Source organism: Avibacterium sp. 20-132, assembly GCF_023611925.1.
Taxonomy (GTDB): Bacteria; Pseudomonadota; Gammaproteobacteria; order Enterobacterales; family Pasteurellaceae; genus Avibacterium.
On record NZ_CP091456.1, the window covers coordinates 170,209 to 190,010 of the forward strand.

Below are 19,802 nucleotides of genomic sequence, written 5' to 3' on the forward strand. Positions count from 1 at the left end.
TGGAGAATGACAATGAAATTAGCCTCATTATTTAAATGTTCTGCTTTAACCTCCCTATTTACACTATCTTCTTTTGCTTATGCTTATCAGCCTAATCAAACTTACCATTTTACTGTATTGCATACGAACGACTTACATGGTCATTATTGGCAAAATAAGAATGGTGAATATGGTCTCGCAGCACAGAAAACGTTGATTGATCGTATTCGTGCAGAAGTAGAGAAAAAAGGTGGCTCAGTAATTTTATTGAATGCTGGAGATTTTAATACAGGCGTACCTGAATCCGATTTGCAAAATGCAAAACCCGATATTGAAGCATTAAATTTAATGGGCTATGAGGCATTAACGTTAGGTAATCACGAATTTGATAACCCGTTGCAATTACTTGAGATGCAAGAAAAATGGGCAAAATTTCCATTTTTAGCTGCAAATGTCTTTTATCAAAAAACGGGAGAACCGCTTGTTCATCCTTACACGATGTTAGACAAACAAGGCTTAAAAGTAGCGGTTGTTGGTTTAACGACTGAAGATACTGCGAAATTAGGAAATCCAGAGTTTATTTCAGCCGTGAAATTTGAACGCCCTGCTGAAAGTGCTAAAAAAGTGTTAGCACAATTAGATAAAAATGAACAACCCGATCTTAAAATTGCACTGACTCATATGGGATTTTATCCTAATGCGAAATATGGTTCTAATGCACCGGGCGATGTTTCAATGGTGCGTGAATTACCTGCTGGCGCATTTGATATTGTTATTGGCGGACATACCCACGACACTCTTTGTATGAATGAAGATGGCTCATTTAATGATAAATTTAAACCGGGTGATAGCTGTAAACCTTTACTTGAGAAAAATACTTGGATTATGCAAGCAGGTGAGTGGGGTAAATATTTAGGGCGAGCGGATTTTACCTTTAAAGATGGCAAACTCACTTTAGAAAACTATCAATTAATACCAATTAACTTGAAAAAGAAAGTGAAAAAAGAAGACGGTACTAGTGAATATGTGTTGTATCAAGAAGAAATTCCAGCCGATCCTACCTTGCTGGCACATCTTAAAACTTATCAAGATCAAGGTGATAAATTGCTTGGTCAAGTGGTGGGAAAAGTAGATGATCGCCTAGTGGGAGATCGCGATATTGTACGCTTCCATCAAACAAATTTAGGGCAACTTATTGCTCGCTCGCAAGCGGAACGTGTAAAAGCGGATGTTGGTATTATGAATTCTGGTGGAATTCGTGCCTCTATTGATAGTGGTGATGTAACTTATAAAGATATTCTGACCGTACAGCCTTTTGGTAATATCATCAGTTATTTTGAAATGAAAGGCAAAGATTTGCTCAATTACCTTGATGTTGTGGCATTGAAAGAAGTCGATTCTGGTGCTTACCCTCAGTTTTACGGTATTACAATGACGGTAGATCGCCAAGCCAAAAAAGTCTCTGATGTAAAAATTCAAGGAAAACCAATCGATCTCAATAAAGTGTATCGTGTTTCTTTACCAAGTTATTGTGCTGCTGGAGGAGATGGCTATCCTGTCGTTACTGATAATCCAACCTATGTTAATACAGGATTTGTTGATGCAGATAGCTTAAAAGAATATTTCCAAGAACATTCACCAATTAAAGTCGCTGATTTTGAGGCAAATAAAGGAATTATTTATAAAGAATAGTTTTTATCGAGGAAAAAAATAGCCAACGCATTGTTGGCTATTTTATTAATTTGATAATGGAAAGAAGTCATCCTTACAGGATATTAGCTTCTTTTTTATTCTGAAATATCCTTTTCTGTAAAACGCTCAATTTTTGCGCCTAACCCACGTAATTTCTCTTCAATATGCTCGTAACCGCGATCGATATGATAAATACGATCTACAATGGTTTCACCACTGGCAATACAGCCAGCAAGCACTAAACTGATTGAAGCGCGTAAATCCGTTGCCATTACTTCAGCACCAGACAAGCTCTCTACACCGTGGCAAATAGCCGTATGGCCTTCAATCTCAGCCTTACCGCCCATACGGATAAGCTCTGGAATGTGCATAAAACGGTTTTCAAAAATAGTTTCCGTAATTTTACTTGTCCCTTCTGCCACCATATTTAAAAGGGTGAATTGCGCTTGCATATCCGTTGGGAAACCGGGATGTGGCATCGTGCGAATATTAACCGCTTTTGGGCGTTTACCTTTCATATCTAACGTGATGGTATCTTCAGTAATTTCAATTTCTGCACCTGCTTCACGTAATTTATCGATCACCGCATCTAAAGTATCTGCTTTCGTGTTATGGCATACAATACGCCCTCCCGAAATAGCACCAGCAACAAGGAAAGTACCTGTTTCAATGCGATCGGCAACCACGGCGTGTTCACATCCAGTAAGACGTTCAACCCCTTCAATGGTAATCGTATCCGTGCCTGCTCCACTAATTTTTGCCCCCATTTTATTTAAAAATACGGCAGTATCTACAATCTCAGGTTCACGAGCGGCATTTTCAATAATAGTTGTCCCAGTTGCCAATGTTGCCGCGGTCATAATAGAAAGGGTTGCTCCTACACTAACCTTTTCCATCACAATGCGTGTTCCACTCAAACGCCCATTAGTATGTGCTTTTACATAACCGTCTTCCAGTTTAATCTCTGCCCCTAAGCGTTCTAAACCGCTGATATGTAAATCCACCGGGCGAGCGCCAATGGCACAACCGCCGGGAAGTGAAACCTGTCCTTGATGGAAACGTGCAACAAGCGGTGCTAATGCCCAAATAGAGGCACGCATTGTTTTCACCAATTCATAAGGTGCAATAAAATGATTAATTTTCGAACCGTCTAAATGTACTACACCACCGTCTTTTTGTTCTACTTGCATACCAAGCTGACGCAAGATCTTTAGTGTGGTTTCAATATCTTTTAGTTCAGGTACATTGGTTAAGGTAACTGGCTCTTCCGCTAAAATAGCGGCAAATAAAATAGGTAATGCGGCATTTTTTGCCCCTGAGATTTTGACATCTCCACTTAAACGAGATTGCCCATAAACACGAAATTTTTGCATAACAACGTCCTAAAAATTAATTAATGGGATTAAGTAAACGCTCACGCTTCCACTTTTCTTGGGTAAAGGTTTTGATAGTTAATGCGTGAATTTCCCCTGAGGAAAAATATTGCATTAGCGGCGCATAAATGGTTTGTTGCTGCTTTAATCTTGATAATCCTGCAATTTCATCATCAATCACAATCACCCCAAAATGAGCATTCTCGCCTTGTACATAAATTTCTTCAAGCCCTAAAGCCTCTTTTAAAATTTGTTCAATTTCTTGCGTTTCCATTAATTTTTTCCATTCTGTTGTAAAAACGGGTCAATCCATTTTGATAACCCAAAAAGATCAGCCAACGTGAGAAATTGCTCAGGTGCATTTTGAATGATTTGCATCTCTGCTTGCGTTTGGCAATGATGAAGAAAATCACATAATAATGCAAAACCTGCGCTGTCAATTCGCGTTAAATCGGCAAGTTCCCAAATAACTTGCTGGCGTGCGATTTTATCTGCTGATAAAAAAGAATAACGTTGTTCCCATAACGGCAACAACGTTTTTCTGGATAACGCCCCAGTCAAGCGGAGCGTTATCTTATCATCATTTTGTTCAAATGCCCAAGTTAAACTTGAGGTTAAACCTGATGTGTTGTGCATTGATTATTTACCCAATGTAACAGGCACATTCGCCGCTTTTTGCACTTGTTGGGTTAGTGCTTCGATCCCATCTTTGCGTAAAGTCGCACTCCATTCTTGTTTTTTAGTATTAACCATACTCACGCCTTCAGCTGCCATATCATAGACTTGCCATTGACCTGTTTTGCTATTTTTACGCCAAAAGAAGTTTAAATTAATCGGCTGCGCATTACCATTTTGTACCACTTTCACCCGAATGCTCATTTGGTTATCAGAAACATTTTTCGGTTTTTCAATGTCAATTTTTTGGTTTTTATACAGCGTTAAAACTTGTGCATAAGATTGCTCAATAAATTGATCAAACGCAGCGAAAAATTTTGTACGCAGTTCTGGTGTGGTCGTTTTAAAATACTGACCTAACACCAATGAACCAGCATAATTCACGTGTACATAAGGCATTAAATCTTGACGCACAATAGTTCTTAAATAATTTGGATTTTGCTTAATCTGACTTTGACTGTTAGCAATATCGCTAAACAATTTGTCTGATGCTTTTTGCATTAAGTCGTATGGGGTATCATCCGCCATTGCGTGCAGTGCAAAAAGTGCGGTGAAAATAACTAATGTTTTTCTTAACCAGTTTGTCATTGTTTGTTTTAACATCGATTCCTCCGTAAAACGAAAAAAGAAATTATTGTTGCGTTTCAGGTTTGCTGTCATCAGATTTATTCTTATCGCCATATAGGAATTGACCCACTAAATCTTCTAACACCATTGCCGATTTGGTATCCACAATTTTGCTCCCTTCTTTGAGCATTTTAGTGGTTTCCCCATCGTCAAATCCAATACTTAACGCAATATACTGTTCGCCTAATAAACCTGAGGTTTTAATTGATAATGAACTATTATCAGGAATTTCATTATATTCTTGATTAATTGCTATCTTTACCACAGGCAAATAAGTTTGTGGATCAAGCTCAATATCGGTCACTCGCCCAATTACCACGCCGCCCACTTTTAATGGCGCACGCACTTTTAGTCCACCAATATTGTCAAAAGTTGCACTAACTTGATAAGATTTTGTTTGGCTAAATCCTTGCACATTCGCCACCTTTAAACCTAAAAAGACCAAGGCGCCAATGGCAAGCAATAAAAATAACCCTACCCCAAATTCATACTTTGCTGTTTGTCGCATAAAAACTACCTTAATTTTACACCGCACTTTAATATTGTACGGATTTTCTGAATGAAACGAAATCGTTCGGTGAGTCAAATAATTAACTTCCACCGAACATCATTGCAGTTAAAATAAAATCTAACCCTAGCACAACCAAAGACGCATTCACCACGGTTTTGGTAGTCGCTTTGCTAATACCCTCAGACGTTGGCAAACTGTCATAACCATTAAATAAAGCAATCCACACCACGGCAATAGCGAAACAAATACTCTTAATTAAACCATTGAGAATATCCGTTTTCCAAGTTACGGCGTTTTGCATTACCGACCAAAAACTCCCCGCATCAACGCCTTTCCAATCCACACCAACCAATGAACCGCCCCAAATACCAATAGCGATAAAAATTATTGATAAAATTGGCATTGCAATCACCCCCGCCCAAAAACGTGGTGAAATCACACGGCGAAGAGGATCAACTGCCATCATTTCGAGGCTTGAAAGTTGCTCCGTTGCTTTCATCAATCCTATTTCAGCCGTTAGCGCTGAGCCAGCTCGTCCCGCAAACAATAATGCAGTAACCACAGGCCCTAATTCACGCAATAAGGAAAGCGCGACCAATTGCCCAAGGCTCGTTTCAGCAGAAAAATCCACTAACACCACATAGCCTTGCAGTCCAAGCACCATACCAATAAACAAGCCCGAAAGCATAATAATAAGTAAAGACTGTACACCTAAAACATATAGTTGTTTAATAAGTAACGGAAAATGTTTTCTCAATTGCGGTGTACCAATCAGCGCGCCCCACAGCATAAACCCTGAACGCCCAGTCCCTTTACAGAAATTAATTGCACTACGACCCAGTGCGCGAATCATCTCACTTATCATTAAATAACTCCTGAATATAGTCTCCAGCAGGATAATGAAAACGTACTGGACCGTCCGCCTCTCCGCGGATAAATTGCTGTACCTGTGGATCTTGACTTGCTAATAAGGCTTCAGGTTTTCCTTCTGCAATCACCCTTTTATCCGCAATAATATAAGCATAATCAGCAATGCTTAATACTTCTTGCACATCGTGAGATACGACAATCGAGGTGAGTTGTAACGCTTCATTTAATCGTTTAATTAAGCTGACAATTACCCCCATACTTATAGGATCTTGCCCAGTAAAAGGTTCATCATACATAATTAATTCAGGATCAAGGGCAATGGTTCTCGCTAACGCGGCACGTCTTGCCATACCGCCAGATAACTCAGAGGGCATTAACTCTGCCGCCCCTCGCAATCCAACTGCTTCAAGTTTCATTAATACCATTTCTCGAATTAATTGCTCTGGCAGAGTTGTATGTTCACGAATCGGAAAAGCGACATTATCAAAAGTAGACATATCGGTAAATAATGCCCCAGATTGAAATAACATACCAATACGCTGACGTAATTTATACAGCTCTGCACGGGACATTCGACAAATATCTTTGCCATCAACGAGAATTTCACCGCTATCAGGCGAAAGCTGTCCACCAATAAGGCGCAATAATGTCGTCTTGCCAATCCCTGATGGCCCCATTATGGCGGTAATTTTCCCTTGTTCAACGCGTAAATTTAGGCGTTCATAAATGATACGCTCACCGCGTTTAAAAGTGAGATTTTTTACTTCTACAAAAGAACGAGCCATAGCACGTTTATTCACCTGTATTATTCAAAATGTGGCAATGATATGCGATGCAAGCAGAATGTCAAAGGCTGTTTTCCTATTTTCTTTATTCATTTTGCGGTGAATTAAGCTTAAAATACAATAAAAGTATGCAAACTTAGTCCTTTTTAGCTGAATTTCGCTGAAAATAAACTTTGTAAAAAATTGTAAAAATTTATACCGCACTTTGATTTACGCGGAATTATTCTTGCTTTTGGCAAAATTATGCTATCATTTCGCACTTACATTAATCTTGAAGAAATGAGCCATTCAAACTATGAATATTCGCTTGAATATTGTTTTGTCGGTGATTGCCCTTGCATTACTTGCTTGGTTTTATAACCTTCAACAGACGGATACAGAAAAACTTGCCGGCTTGATTAAATCGCAAGATAGTCCTGAGTATATCGGTGAGAAAATGCAAACTACGGTTTATTCTCCGACCGGAGAAAAGCAATATGTTGCACTCGCTGACAAAGTGGAACACTATACCTCTAATGGAAACACCGATTTTCAGAATCCTGTGGTTTATCTCTATAATGTACAAGATGAAACCTTAGGCTCACAAAGTTGGAAGATCAGTGCTAAAAATGCCAAATTAACCAAAGATAATCTTTTATATTTAGACGGTGATGTATTGGTACAAAGTCTATTGCGCGATTCCCGTTTACAGCGTGTTAGTACAGAACGCGCGACAATAAACCTAAAGACGCAAGATATTCACTCTGATACAATGGCAACCATTACTGGCTTAAATTTTACTTCCAGTGGTTCGCAACTCACTGGGAATTTACAGCAACAAATTGCAACCTTAAAGGAACAGGTGAAAACTCACTATGAAATTAACAAGTAAATCGCTTTTATTTTTTGCCACACTGATGACTTCAATGTCAGCTTTTGCTTTAAAAGATGATACAAATCAACCGATTAATATTGAATCAAACAACCAAGCACTTGATATGGAAAATAAAACCGTTACCTTTACAGATAACGTTGTGATCACCCAAGGGTCAATTTTAATTAAAGCCGATAAAGTTGTCATTACTCGTCCAGATGAAAATAGTAACAAAAAAGAAACCGTCGATGCTTATGGACGCCCAGTAACGTTCCATCAACAATTAGACGATGGTAAGCCAGTAGATGGCAAAGCCAATAAAGTCCATTACGATCTTGGTACTGAATTTTTAACCCTCACAGGAAATGCAGAATTAAAACAACTAGACAGTAAAATTACGGGACAACGCATTACTTACGATGTAAAAAAACAACAACTAAAAGCCACCGGTTCCAGTAAGTCTCGCGTGAAAACCGTATTAATTCCGGCACAATTAAATAATAAAAACAAATAGGACAAGCCTTATGCCAACGCTTTATGCAGAACATTTAGCCAAAAGCTACAAGAGCCGAAACGTGGTTTCTGATGTGAGTTTAAACGTGAAATCCAATGAAATTGTGGGATTACTTGGGCCTAATGGTGCAGGCAAAACCACGACATTCTATATGGTTGTCGGCTTGGTGCAACAAGATGAAGGCAACATTCGTATTGATGATGAAGACATTAGCTTATTACCAATGCACGATCGCGCAAGAAAAGGCGTAGGCTATTTACCCCAAGAGGCCTCAATTTTCCGTCGCCTAAGTGTATATGATAACTTAATGGCTGTGCTTGAAATTCGTAAAGACTTAAATAAACAGCAACGGCAACAACGTGCGGAAGAATTGATTGAAGAATTTAACATTGGTCATATCCGCGATAATCTAGGTCAATCGCTTTCGGGCGGGGAACGTCGCCGTGTGGAAATTGCTCGTGCTTTAGCCGCCAATCCCAAGTTCATTTTACTTGATGAACCCTTTGCAGGGGTTGATCCCATTTCCGTCATTGATATTAAAAAAATTATTATGGATTTACGAGATCGCGGATTAGGTGTATTAATAACCGATCATAACGTGCGTGAGACCCTTGATGTGTGCGAGCGTGCTTACATTGTAAGCGCAGGAAAAATGATCGCCACTGGTACACCTGAAGAAGTGATGAATAACGAACAGGTGAAACGGGTTTATCTGGGTGAAGAATTTAAACTATAACTTATGACTAAATTTACACAATTACTGAGTCTTGAAAATATTCGCCAAGGACTGGTTTGTTCTAGCAAGAAACGTGTGTTTGAAACAATCAGCCGTATTGTGGCAGATCAAATTCAAGGCGATGAAGATCCCGAGCATAGCAGTTTTGATTGCTTATTTAACCGAGAAAAATTAGGCAACTCTGGTTTGGGAAATGGTGTTGCAATGCCAAAAGGGCGTTTACATACAGGCGATAAACCTATCGCCGTATTTTTGCAACTCGCCACTCCTATTGATTATGAGGCGGCAGATCACCGTGATGTGGACTTAATTTTTGCCTTGCTTATTCCTTCCGAGGTGTGTGGCGAGTTTTCCCAATCTGTTCTACCTGAATTAGCCGAAAAATTGTTGGATAAATCGCTTTGTAAGCAATTAAGAGCGGCACAAAGTGCGGAAGAAATTTGGCAAATTTTTGAATATATCGATAACCATTCTGATGACGAACAAGAAAATCAGAATAATGAACAAGCGATAGAAACAGAAACTGAACAGTAATCATCATTCAGGGGAGAAATCAGATGGAAATCATCATTATTAGCGGACGCTCAGGTGCAGGTAAATCTGTTGCATTACGGGCTTTAGAAGATATTGGTTACTATTGCGTTGATAATCTCCCTGTTACACTTCTTCCTGAACTGGCTACTATTTTGGCAAAGCAACAATCTTCTGTTGCTATTAGTATTGATATTCGCAATCTTCCTTCCTCACAAACAGAGCTAGAACAAAGCCTTGAGCAACTGCAACAGACCTATCAAGTAAAAATTATTTTCCTTGATAGTGAACGAAACGCCTTGATTAAGCGTTATAGTGATTCACGTCGTTTGCACCCACTTTCATCTGATTCACTTTCTCTTGAAGCCGCGATTGATGCAGAACAACACTATCTTACCCCACTCATTGATGCTGCCAATTTAATTATTGATACTACCCATCTTTCCACCCACGAACTGGCAGAACGCCTGCGTGAATTTTTACTCGGATATAAACAAAAAGAATTAAAAATCATTGTAGAATCTTTCGGCTTTAAATACGGCATACCACTTGATGCTGATTACGTTTTTGATGTGCGCTTTCTCCCTAATCCCCATTGGAATCCAGAGCTTCGACCAATGACAGGATTAGACCAGCTAGTAATAGATTTTCTCAATAAACACAATGAGGTAAATCACTTTATCTATCTTACCCGAAACTATATTGAAACCTGGCTTCCAATGCTTGAACAAAATAACCGTAGCTACCTCACCATTGCGATCGGCTGTACAGGTGGGAAACATCGTTCAGTCTATATAGCTCAACAACTTGGCGAATATTTTCAAGCAAAAGGGAAAAATGTTAGCATCCAACATAAATCTCTTGAGCAACAGAGTAAAAATTAAAAAGCCTTGATACCCAAGGCTTTATTCAATCTATTATTGATGATTAAAAAACACTTTTTTTAATGCCATTTCTAATCCTCTAAACTCTGCCAATCCTTTCAAACGCCCAATGGCTGAATAACCAGGGTTAGTTTTCTTTTTCAAATCATCAAGCATTTGATGCCCATGATCTGGTCTCATAGGAATAAGGCGAGTTTGTCCTTGCCCTAAACGACGATATTCCTCAGTCAATAAAGCCTTTACAACATTAAACATATCTACATCACCTTCTAAGTGAGCAGCTTCATGAAAACTTAATGGATTATCTTCACGGCAAGTAGAACGTAAATGAGCAAAATAAATCCGATCGGCAAAACGAGTAGTCATTTCAACCAAATCATTATCAGAGCGAACACCATAAGATCCCGTACACATTGTAAATCCATTAGCTGGGAGTGGTTGAGTATCCACAAACCATTGCATATCCTCAATCGTTGAAACAATGCGTGGCAACCCTAAAATTGGACGTGGTGGATCATCAGGATGAATAGCTAATTTTATCCCTGCCTCCTGCGCAACAGGTACAACTTCATTTAAAAAATAAGCTAAATGAGAACGGAATTTTTCTGGGCTAATATGTTGATAACGATCTAATTGCGCTTGAAATTCCTCTAAGGTATAACCTTCCTCTGCACCAGGCAATCCAGCTATAATATTCTGAGTTAACTGGAGAATTTGTTCCTCAGACATATTTTCATAATATTTCTTAGCTTCTCCTTGTTCTTGTTCTGTGTAAGTTTGGTCAGCATTAGGACGCTTCAAAATATATAGTTCAAAAGCTGCAAATGCAATCTGATCAAAACGAAGTGCTTTAGAGCCATCAGGTAATTGATAAGCTAAATCGGTTCTTGTCCAATCTAAAACTGGCATAAAATTATAGCAAACCGTATCAATACCGCAGTGTGATAAATTACGCAATGTTTGCTTATAATTCTCAATCCATTGCTGATAATTTCCTGTCTGGGTTTTAATCTCCTCATGAACAGGCACACTCTCCACCACAGACCAAGTTAATCCAGCTTGCTCAATTTGCTGTTTACGCTTTTCTAGTTCCTCAATAGACCAAATTTGCCCATTCGGAATATGATGTAATGCCGTAACAATACCAGTAGCTCCAGCCTGTCTAATATCTGCTAATGACACTGGATCATTCGGTCCATACCAACGCCAAGTTTGTTCCATTTTCTTACTCCTTAGTAAAAAGTTATTTCACATCAATCCCAACAACCACAGGACTGAGGTTAAACAAATATCCATCAAAATTAGGGTCATCGACATCTGATAATTCAAATAATTTTTGCTTCACATTTTCTAAATGCTGCCACATTGCCTTCTTTGCTAGCATAGGATCTTTTTTCTGCATAGCTAATACAATATTTTCGTGATCTTTTATCCATAAATAACGGTAGTTTTGGTGTGGTATATGAGAATGTAAACCTTTCCACATTTTACTATTTACTCTAAGTTCCCAAAGAGATTTCTGCATCTGTACAATAACTTCATTCTGAGTAATTTCAGCAATTGTTCGATGAAAATCTTCATCGGCAATATAATCTTCATCACCATGTTCTAAGGTTTCCCTCTCTCTTAATAAAATTTCTTTTAAACGTGTGATATCTGCCCGTGTAGCCTGTATTGCGGCAAACTCAGCAATACTACTTTCCAACAATTGCCGAGCTTGTAATAACTCAAAAGGCCCTACATCAATTTGTTCTAAAAATTCATCATTTTCAGCTATCCTCGGTAAGGCAATTAAATAAACGCCTGAGCCTTTTCTTACATCAACAAACCCTTCAATTTCCAACATAATTAAGGCTTCTCGAATTACAGTACGGCTTACATTAAAAAACTCAGCTAATTCTCGTTCTGGAGGCAATTTATCTCCTATTTGATAAGTGCCACTTTTTAACTGTTTTTTCAGCTCATTACCGATTTTTTTATAGGAACGTAAATCATCTGTTATCATATGTGGTTTCCTAGTCTATTTCTGACAAAAGAATATAAGAATTATTTGCTACCAAGCGCCCATTCACATATAACGACCGTTGTTCATGTTGAGGAATGCGAAAATGTAGCTTTTTATATTGTGGTTTAAAAGAACCAGTACGTCGAATTGTCATCGTAATCTGCCTTTCATCGCAAAATAAGTGAATATCAAGTAAGAGAAAATGCCCATTAAGATAATCGAAAGTCTTTCCATCGTCATCAAAGATCTGGATATCACATTCTCCTTTACGATTAAATGGCATAACTAATAATTCTCTATAATTATCCTGTTGCGTATTTAGTCTATTAGACGGATTACAAGGTATAACAGAACCTGCTTTAATAAAAATAGGAATATATTCTAATGGTGCAGGAGCACAAATATGTCTTGCCCCGTCATACCATTTATGTGTAATGAAATCATACCATCCTACTTTATTATCAGGTAAATAAACCTCTCTTTCTCTTTGATTTGGTTCAACAACAGAAGCGATGAGTAAATCTGTACCTAGCAAATAATCATCATTTTCTTCAAATGTATTCAAATCTTGTTCATGATCCAAAAAGGTAGGGCGTAATATCGGTTCATGATACTGATGTGCTTTCCATAATAAATGATATAAATAGGGGATTAATTTATAACGCAATTGAATAGCACTACGGATAATATGGGTTACCTCAGGATACATCCATGGCTCATTAACTGTATAATCATCATTCCAGGAGTGAATTGTAAATCTGGGATGCATTACCCCATTTTGTACCCAACGGATAAAAAGCTCGGGATCTGGTTTAGGGCCAGAAAAACCACCAACATCATGCCCTAAATTATATAATCCAGAAAGGCTCATACCTAATCCCATCTTGATATTGTATTTTAATGTATTCCAATTAGTACGATTATCACCACTCCAAGTTTGTACATAACGATTCATACCTGTAGAGCCAGAGCGAGAAATAAGATATGGGCGTAACTCTGGTTGATAAGTTATTTGAGCTTCATAGGACGCTTTCATCATTAATAATGGCATCAAAGGACGAAGTAATTTTATTGGTTTTTCACTACCGAAATAGCAACAACGAGCTTGATCATCCCAAATTTCAAATTCATTATTATCATTCCAAGTTGAATCAATTCCATATTCTAATAATTGTGCAGTAATCTTTTGTTTCCACCATAAAATAGTTTCAGGATTAGTAAAATCTAAATGAGATCCTTCACCATCCCAAAACATTGATTTTTCAGGTATATCTAACAATGAATCTCTAATAAATAACCTTTTTTGAGCCACTTCATCGTACATTGGATGATCTTGTAATAAACAAGGTTTAATATTTGCAGCTAACTTCATCCCTGACTGATGAAAGTAATCTACCATATTTCTAGGATTGGGAAATTTATTATGATTCCAATTGAAGACATAACGTTTTTCCCCAATTGATGTATAACCAGAAGATAACTGAAAAGAATCACAAGGAATATCATAAGTGCGGCATAAATTAACAAAGTTTTTTAGTTGTTCCTGCGCATTTGAAGCATCTGTATAATGCATTGTTGAGCCACTATACCCTAAGCTCCATTTAGGACTAAAAGCCATTCCTCCTGTTAATTCGGAATATTTTTTTATCACATCAAGAATTTGTGGACCGAGAATAAAATAATAATCTAAATCGCCATCATCAGCTCGATAAAGACGATAGGCAGAATGATAATTATCCAACTCATTTCCTAAATCAAACCAACAATGACAGAGATTATCATAATATAATCCATAACTCGCTTCTGAAGTGTAAGTAATATAGAATGGAATATGCTTATATAATGGATCTGTTTTTTCAGCATTGTAGCCCATTGCATCTAAATTACGCATTTCAAAACGACGCCCATAACGATTTAAATCGCCCGATTTCTCACCTAAGCCATAATAACGTTCTTGCTCTTTCCTTTGCATAAAATGAGTAATCGTAGGTTGAGAAATTCCCATTAAATAAGCACCGCTCTTTCTATCTTGTGCAATAGTCTGCCATCCTATATCTTCTGTAAGATATTGCCATTCTAACCAAAGAGGGTGATGAATTATCACTTTTAATTTACTTGTAAAAACTTCTACACCATTTGAAATTTCAATCAATGTATATTGAGGAAGAGAAAATCCCTCCGTACTCCATTTATCCCTTCCTTGCCAGTCAATATCAGATTGACTTGGTGTAATCGCCCAAGTATGAGGCAGACGAAACTGATTATGACGAGAAAACGCAACCCTAAATAAATCATTTTCTAGAATAAACAAATGTAGCGATAAACCATATTCACACGCTATATCAATTCTATTATTATCTTGTTTTTTGATCGTCCAATGTTTTAAATTTTTCATACTATCCCCTTAATTAATACCCCAATAACATTCTTGGTAAAAATAAGCTAATATCAGGAATATATGTAACAAGTAGCAGTGCTAAAATAAGAGCACAATAAAATGGTAACAGTGGTTTAATCACTTGATTTATTTTAATCCCACCTACAGAGCACCCTATAAATAATGCACTCCCAACAGGAGGTGTGCAAATTCCAATAGAAAGGTTAAATGCCATCACAATACCAAAATGAACAGGATCCATTCCTAATTCTGTAACGATTGGCAAAAATATTGGTGTAAAAATCAAAAGCGCTGGTGTCATATCCATGAAAATACCAACTACTAAAAGAATTAAATTAATAATCAAGAGAATTACAATTGGATTTTCTGAAATTGCAAGCAAGGCATCACTAATCGTATAAGGAATATCAGCATTGGCCATTGCCCAAGACATTCCCATTGATGTTCCAATTAATAATAAAACAATTGCCGTGGTAATAACTGAATCAAGAATAATTTTAGGAAGCTCTTTTAATTTAACTTCACGATAAACGATCATTGCTAGAACTAATGTATAAACTACAGCAAAAGCAGAAGCTTCTGTTGCTGTAAATATTCCACCAATAATACCGCCCATAATAACAATGATCAGCCCCAAACTTGGCAATGCATCCAATGTTTTTTTCACTGCTTCATTCATTGTTGGTCGTGGAGATACAGGATAATGGCGTTTTTTAGCAATAAAACCAATAATGAGCATAATAGATAATCCCATTAAAATTCCTGGAATATACCCTGCTAAAAATAATGCCCCTATAGATGTCCCCCCTGAAATTAAAGAATACACAATAAAAGTATTGCTAGGTGGAATTAATAATCCCGTTGGACAAGAAGCTATATTTACCGCTGCAGAGAATGCGGGATCATAACCTTCTTTCTTTTGTAAAGGCGACATAATTCCTCCCATTGCTGCTCCAGACGCAACTGCTGATCCAGAAATAGAGCCAAACATCATATTCGCTAATACATTCACATGCGCTAAAGAACCAGGTAATCTGCCACCTATAACTTTAGCAAATTCAATTAAACGTAATGCGATTCCTCCTCTATTCATAATATTCCCTGCGAGAATAAAAAACGGAATTGCTAATAATGAAAAACTATCTAATCCTGATGCCATTTTTTGAGAAATGACTGCAATCGCAGAATCAAACGGAAGTGATAGCATAATCGTAAAGAGTGAAGCAATACCAATAGAAAAAGAAATTGGAACACCAATAAAAAGAAGTGTAAAAAAGCTCACGCTAAGTACAATAACAGTTGACCATTCCATAATATATCCCCTACATTACTTTAAACTTATATGTTTAAGGTTATTAAATATATCTCTGATTAAATAGAGCAGCATAAATAAACCACTAATAGGAATAGCTAAATAAACTAACCCCATCTCAATGCCTAAAACAGGCGAAATCTGACCATGTGCCATAGTATCTTGCACTAAATTAATCCCGCCATAAAACATAATAGATGAAACAAAAAAGAGGCTGATCAAATTAATTATTAACGCTAATTGATTAGTATTTTTTATTGAATTTTCAAATTTAGTTGCTAACAGATCAATAGCAAGATGCTTCTTCTGCCCTAAGGCATAAGCGGCACCAATTAGCCCAACCCAAATGAATAAGAACCTAGCCATTTCATCTGTGTAGGTACTTGGCGTATTTAAAATATATCGAGAAAATACTTGCCAAACGACACAAGCAACAAGCACAGAACAAAGAACCACACACATTATTGATAGAATTCGATTAATTAGATTTATAAAATTTTCCATTTATTCACCTCACCATTCTTTTTTTGGTATTCCAATTTTTACTTTGATAGAAAAAAATCGCAATAAAAAATAGTTATTTTTGTGATCTGGTTCACCAATTTTAAAAAATTGGATTGAACTATTAATAAAGATGGCTATATTTAAACCATCCATAAGTACAGCAAAATAGCTTGTGGTACATATGAAAGTGAAATGTCTTATCACCACTTTCATTGATGAATTGATCTAACCAATTGGAGTATTTTATGAAAAAAACGATTCTTTCCACTGCGTTAATGACAATGTTATCAATGGGAATTGCATTATCTTCTCAAGCTAAAACAGTTTTAAAAGTTAGTCATAATAATGATAAAACTCACCCGGTTCATATATCCATGCAACATATGGCTGATGAGGTAAAACAACTCACACAGGGAGAAATTATTATCAGGATCTACCCAAATAGCCAACTAGGTTCACAAAGAGAGTCAATGGAATTGCTCCAGTCTGGCTCCCTTGATATGGCAAAATCAAATGCAAGTGAAATGGAGGCATTTGAAGCTTCTTATGGCGCATTTAACTTACCTTATTTATTTAAAGATCGAGAACATTACTATCGCACATTAGCTGATGAAAATGTCGGACAAAAAATTTTACAAAATTCAAAGGATAAAGGTTTTATCGGACTAACTTACTATGATGGTGGCGCGAGAAGCTTTTATGCAAATAAACCTATTAAATCTCCTGACGACCTAAAAGGAATGAAAATTCGGGTACAACCTAGTCCTACTGCAGTAGAAATGATCAAATTAATGGGAGCTTCACCAACACCTCTTGCTTATGGTGAACTATATACTGCATTACAGCAAAAAGTTGTTGATGGTGCCGAAAATAATGAAACAGCATTAACCCTTGCTCGCCATGGAGAAGTAGCGAAATACTTTAGTGAAGATGAGCACACAATGATTCCTGATGTATTATTAATCAGTACAAAATCTTGGAATAAATTAACGCCAGAGCAACAAAAAATATTAAAACAAGCTGCTGATAACTCAATGTTATTCCATAAAGATTTATGGACAAAAATGATTGCAGAGGAAAGAGCAAAAGCCCAAAAACAGCTCAATGTTGAATTTGTTAAAGTTGATAAAGCCCCTTTCGTACAAGCGGTAAAATCAATGCATGATACAGCAAAACAAAATACGTTATTAAAACCTTATATTGAACGTATTGAAGTATTAGGTGAATAATTCATAAATAAGTGCGGTTTTTTTTACCGCACTTTTACTAATTTACTAATAGAGGATCTTACTATGGCGTTAACCATTGCGAAAAACCATAATTTAAAAGATAAACTCATCGTTATTACAGGTGCAGGAGGGGTGCTATGTGCCTTTTTAGCCAAAGCCCTCGCAAAAACACAGGCAAAAATTGCATTATTAGATATCAATTTTGATGCGGCAAACCAAGTAGCTCAAGAAATTGAACAATCAGGAGGTATCGCAAAAGCCTATAAAACTAATGTATTGGAATTAGAAAGTATCCAACAAACACGCAATGCCATTGAAAGAGAGCTTGGTACTTGTGATATTTTGATTAATGGAGCTGGCGGGAATAATCCCAAAGCCACAACTGATAATGAATTTCATGAATTTGATTTACCAGAACATACTAAAAGTTTTTTTGAATTAGATAAATCAGGTATCGAATTTGTCTTCAACCTAAACTATTTAGGCACACTCTTACCAACGCAAGTATTTGCTAAAGATATGATGGGGAAAAAAGGGGCAAATATTGTAAATATTTCAAGTATGAATGCCTTTACACCTTTAACTAAAATTCCTGCTTACTCTGGAGCTAAAGCAGCAATCAGTAATTTTACCCAATGGCTTGCTGTTTATTTTTCCAAAGTTGGACTTCGCTGTAATGCTATTGCACCAGGCTTTTTAGTCAGTAATCAAAACCGTGCATTACTCTTTGATAATAACGGGCAACCAACACCAAGAGCGAATAAAATCCTAACTAATACACCAATGGCAAGATTTGGTGAACCAGAGGAATTACTAGGTGCATTACTCTTTTTAATTGACACTGAATATTCTAGTTTTGTTAATGGTGTGATTATCCCTGTTGATGGCGGCTTCTCAGCTTATAGTGGGGTATAAAATGAAAACATTTATGGACGAAGATTTTTTACTATCTAGCGATACAGCAAAGCAACTTTATCATCAGTATGCAGCTCCTGAACCTATTTTTGATTATCACTGCCACCTAAGTCCAAAAGATATTGCTGAAAACCGACAATTTAAAGATCTCACTGAAATTTGGTTAGAAGGCGATCATTATAAATGGCGAGCAATGCGAACAGCAGGTATAGATGAAACATTCATTACAGGAAAAGCAGATAATTATCAAAAATATTTAGCTTGGGCTAGGACTGTACCATTATGTATCGGCAATCCTATTTATCATTGGACACATTTAGAATTACGCCGACCTTTTGGTATCTCCCATACTCTATTTAATCCAGAATCTGCAGACAAAATTTGGTACCAATGTAATGAAATGCTCCAACAGCCTGATTTTTCTGCACGTGGAATTATGCAACAGATGAACGTCCATCTATCAGGTACAACAGATGATCCTATTGATAATCTCAATTATCATCAACAAATTGCCAATGATCCTAACTTTAATATTGAAGTTATCCCTAGTTGGCGACCTGATAAAGCTCTCAAAATTGAACTTGACGGATTTCCAGAATATATTGCCCAACTCTCGATAGTCAGTGATGTTGATATTCATACTTTTGATACATTAAAGCAAGCCTTATTAAAACGACTGAATCACTTTGATCTTTATGGATGTAAATCTGCTGATCATGGCATGGAGATTGTGCGTTTTGCTCCAATTCCTGAAGATGCAGTACTAGATCATATCCTACAACAACGTTTGCAAGGAAAAATATTAGAGGAAGAAAAAATCGCACAATTTAGTACCGCACTTCTAGTGTGGCTTGCGGAACAATACGCTAAGCGTCAGTGGGTAATGCAAATGCATATTGGTGCTTTACGCAATAACAATACTCGGATGTTTCGTTTACTGGGTGCTGATAGCGGTTTTGATTCTATCGGAGATCGTATCTATGCAGAACCTTTGGCTAAATTATTAGATTTAATGGATCAAACAGATCAACTTCCTAAAACTGTACTCTACTGCTTAAATCCACGTGATAATGAAATGATCGCAAGTATGATTGGTAATTTTCAAACTGGCGGAATAGCTGGGAAAATTCAATTTGGCTCTGGTTGGTGGTTTAACGATCAAAAAGATGGTATGGAACGCCAATTACAACAACTTTCTCAATTAGGTTTATTAAGCCAATTTATTGGTATGCTAACTGACTCCCGTAGTTTCCTTTCTTTTACTCGCCATGAATATTTTCGCCGTATTTTATGTGAAATGATTGGTACTTGGGTAGAAAAAGGTGAAGCGCCAAACGATCTCAATTTGCTAGGACAAATGGTAAAAAATATCTGTTTTAATAATGCAAAAAATTATTTTAAATAAGGAG

Annotated in this window: 21 protein-coding genes; 9 read left to right on the forward strand and 12 right to left on the reverse strand. The window is 37.0% G+C overall.

Translation table 11 applies throughout. The annotated features are described in order from the left end of the window. The first annotated feature begins 12 nt into the window (after positions 1-12). Positions 13-1,671: a bifunctional UDP-sugar hydrolase/5'-nucleotidase UshA gene (gene ushA / locus L4F93_RS00705; RefSeq protein ID WP_250350649.1), complete on the forward strand. Its 1,659-nt coding sequence runs from the start codon at positions 13-15 to the stop codon at positions 1,669-1,671. A gap of 95 nt (positions 1,672-1,766) precedes the next feature. Here the strand turns inward: ushA and murA are convergent, their stop codons facing one another. From murA to mlaF, 7 genes are all read right to left on the reverse strand, one after another. Then, complete coding sequence (gene murA, locus L4F93_RS00710) at positions 1,767-3,044, reverse strand: UDP-N-acetylglucosamine 1-carboxyvinyltransferase (protein WP_250350650.1); 1,278 nt, start codon at positions 3,042-3,044, stop codon at positions 1,767-1,769. 16 nt (positions 3,045-3,060) lie between these two features. Next, positions 3,061-3,318 carry a BolA family protein gene (locus L4F93_RS00715; protein WP_250350651.1) on the reverse strand — a complete coding sequence of 86 codons (258 nt, stop codon included), beginning with the start codon at positions 3,316-3,318 and terminating at the stop codon, positions 3,061-3,063. Further along, positions 3,318-3,680 (reverse strand): STAS domain-containing protein, encoded by a 363-nt coding sequence (locus L4F93_RS00720; RefSeq protein ID WP_250350652.1) that lies wholly within the window; start codon positions 3,678-3,680, stop codon positions 3,318-3,320. Before L4F93_RS00720 ends, L4F93_RS00715 begins: the two co-directional genes overlap by 1 nt. 3 nt (positions 3,681-3,683) lie before the next feature. Beyond that, positions 3,684-4,322: a phospholipid-binding protein MlaC gene (gene mlaC, locus L4F93_RS00725; RefSeq protein ID WP_250350653.1), complete on the reverse strand. Its 639-nt coding sequence runs from the start codon at positions 4,320-4,322 to the stop codon at positions 3,684-3,686. Between the two features lie 28 nt (positions 4,323-4,350). Then, entirely contained in the window at positions 4,351-4,854 is a 504-nt protein-coding gene (gene mlaD / locus L4F93_RS00730) for an outer membrane lipid asymmetry maintenance protein MlaD (protein ID WP_250350654.1), read from the reverse strand. 82 nt (positions 4,855-4,936) lie between these two features. Next, entirely contained in the window at positions 4,937-5,722 is a 786-nt protein-coding gene (gene mlaE / locus L4F93_RS00735) for a lipid asymmetry maintenance ABC transporter permease subunit MlaE (protein WP_250350655.1), read from the reverse strand. Then, entirely contained in the window at positions 5,712-6,512 is an 801-nt protein-coding gene (mlaF, locus tag L4F93_RS00740) for a phospholipid ABC transporter ATP-binding protein MlaF (RefSeq protein WP_250350656.1), read from the reverse strand. Before mlaF ends, mlaE begins: the two co-directional genes overlap by 11 nt. A 295-nt stretch (positions 6,513-6,807) precedes the next feature. Between mlaF and lptC the strand changes: the two genes are divergently transcribed. The 5 genes from lptC to rapZ are packed head-to-tail and all read left to right on the forward strand — an operon-like array spanning position 6,808 to position 10,030. Beyond that, positions 6,808-7,383, forward strand: coding sequence for an LPS export ABC transporter periplasmic protein LptC (lptC, locus tag L4F93_RS00745; protein ID WP_250350657.1), 576 nt, complete (start codon positions 6,808-6,810; stop codon positions 7,381-7,383). Then, a complete protein-coding gene (gene lptA, locus L4F93_RS00750) occupies positions 7,367-7,879 on the forward strand; it encodes a lipopolysaccharide transport periplasmic protein LptA (RefSeq protein WP_250350658.1) in 513 nt (170 codons plus the stop codon). The genes lptC and lptA overlap by 17 nt, the downstream gene beginning before the upstream one ends. Before the next feature lie 10 nt (positions 7,880-7,889). Next, positions 7,890-8,615 (forward strand): LPS export ABC transporter ATP-binding protein, encoded by a 726-nt coding sequence (gene lptB, locus L4F93_RS00755; protein ID WP_250350659.1) that lies wholly within the window; start codon positions 7,890-7,892, stop codon positions 8,613-8,615. A gap of 3 nt (positions 8,616-8,618) precedes the next feature. Next, complete coding sequence (gene ptsN / locus L4F93_RS00760; protein WP_250350660.1) at positions 8,619-9,149, forward strand: PTS IIA-like nitrogen regulatory protein PtsN; 531 nt, start codon at positions 8,619-8,621, stop codon at positions 9,147-9,149. Positions 9,150-9,172: 23 nt separating this feature from the next. Next, positions 9,173-10,030: an RNase adapter RapZ gene (gene rapZ / locus L4F93_RS00765; protein ID WP_250350661.1), complete on the forward strand. Its 858-nt coding sequence runs from the start codon at positions 9,173-9,175 to the stop codon at positions 10,028-10,030. A 33-nt stretch (positions 10,031-10,063) separates the two neighbouring features. On the opposite strand, the gene uxuA is transcribed toward rapZ, so the two are convergent. The 5 genes from uxuA to L4F93_RS00790 are packed head-to-tail and all read right to left on the reverse strand — an operon-like array spanning position 10,064 to position 16,249. After that, positions 10,064-11,251: a mannonate dehydratase gene (gene uxuA / locus L4F93_RS00770; RefSeq protein WP_250350662.1), complete on the reverse strand. Its 1,188-nt coding sequence runs from the start codon at positions 11,249-11,251 to the stop codon at positions 10,064-10,066. Between the two features lie 22 nt (positions 11,252-11,273). After that, entirely contained in the window at positions 11,274-12,035 is a 762-nt protein-coding gene (locus L4F93_RS00775) for an FCD domain-containing protein (RefSeq protein WP_250350663.1), read from the reverse strand. Between the two features lie 10 nt (positions 12,036-12,045). Then, complete coding sequence (locus L4F93_RS00780; RefSeq protein ID WP_250350664.1) at positions 12,046-14,430, reverse strand: glycoside hydrolase family 31 protein; 2,385 nt, start codon at positions 14,428-14,430, stop codon at positions 12,046-12,048. A 13-nt stretch (positions 14,431-14,443) separates the two neighbouring features. Then, complete coding sequence (locus L4F93_RS00785; RefSeq protein ID WP_250350665.1) at positions 14,444-15,745, reverse strand: TRAP transporter large permease; 1,302 nt, start codon at positions 15,743-15,745, stop codon at positions 14,444-14,446. Positions 15,746-15,760: 15 nt separating this feature from the next. Next, positions 15,761-16,249: a TRAP transporter small permease gene (locus L4F93_RS00790; protein WP_250350666.1), complete on the reverse strand. Its 489-nt coding sequence runs from the start codon at positions 16,247-16,249 to the stop codon at positions 15,761-15,763. Between the two features lie 245 nt (positions 16,250-16,494). On the opposite strand from L4F93_RS00790, the gene L4F93_RS00795 reads away from it, so the two are divergent. The 3 genes from L4F93_RS00795 to uxaC all read left to right on the forward strand — a co-directional run bounded on the left by L4F93_RS00795 (position 16,495) and on the right by uxaC (position 19,798). Continuing rightward, positions 16,495-17,478, forward strand: a complete 984-nt coding sequence (locus L4F93_RS00795; protein ID WP_250350667.1) for a TRAP transporter substrate-binding protein — start codon at positions 16,495-16,497, stop codon at positions 17,476-17,478. 63 nt (positions 17,479-17,541) lie between these two features. Next, positions 17,542-18,393, forward strand: coding sequence for an SDR family oxidoreductase (locus L4F93_RS00800; protein ID WP_250350668.1), 852 nt, complete (start codon positions 17,542-17,544; stop codon positions 18,391-18,393). A gap of 1 nt (position 18,394) precedes the next feature. Beyond that, positions 18,395-19,798 (forward strand): glucuronate isomerase, encoded by a 1,404-nt coding sequence (gene uxaC, locus L4F93_RS00805; protein WP_250350669.1) that lies wholly within the window; start codon positions 18,395-18,397, stop codon positions 19,796-19,798. Positions 19,799-19,802: the final 4 nt, after the last annotated feature.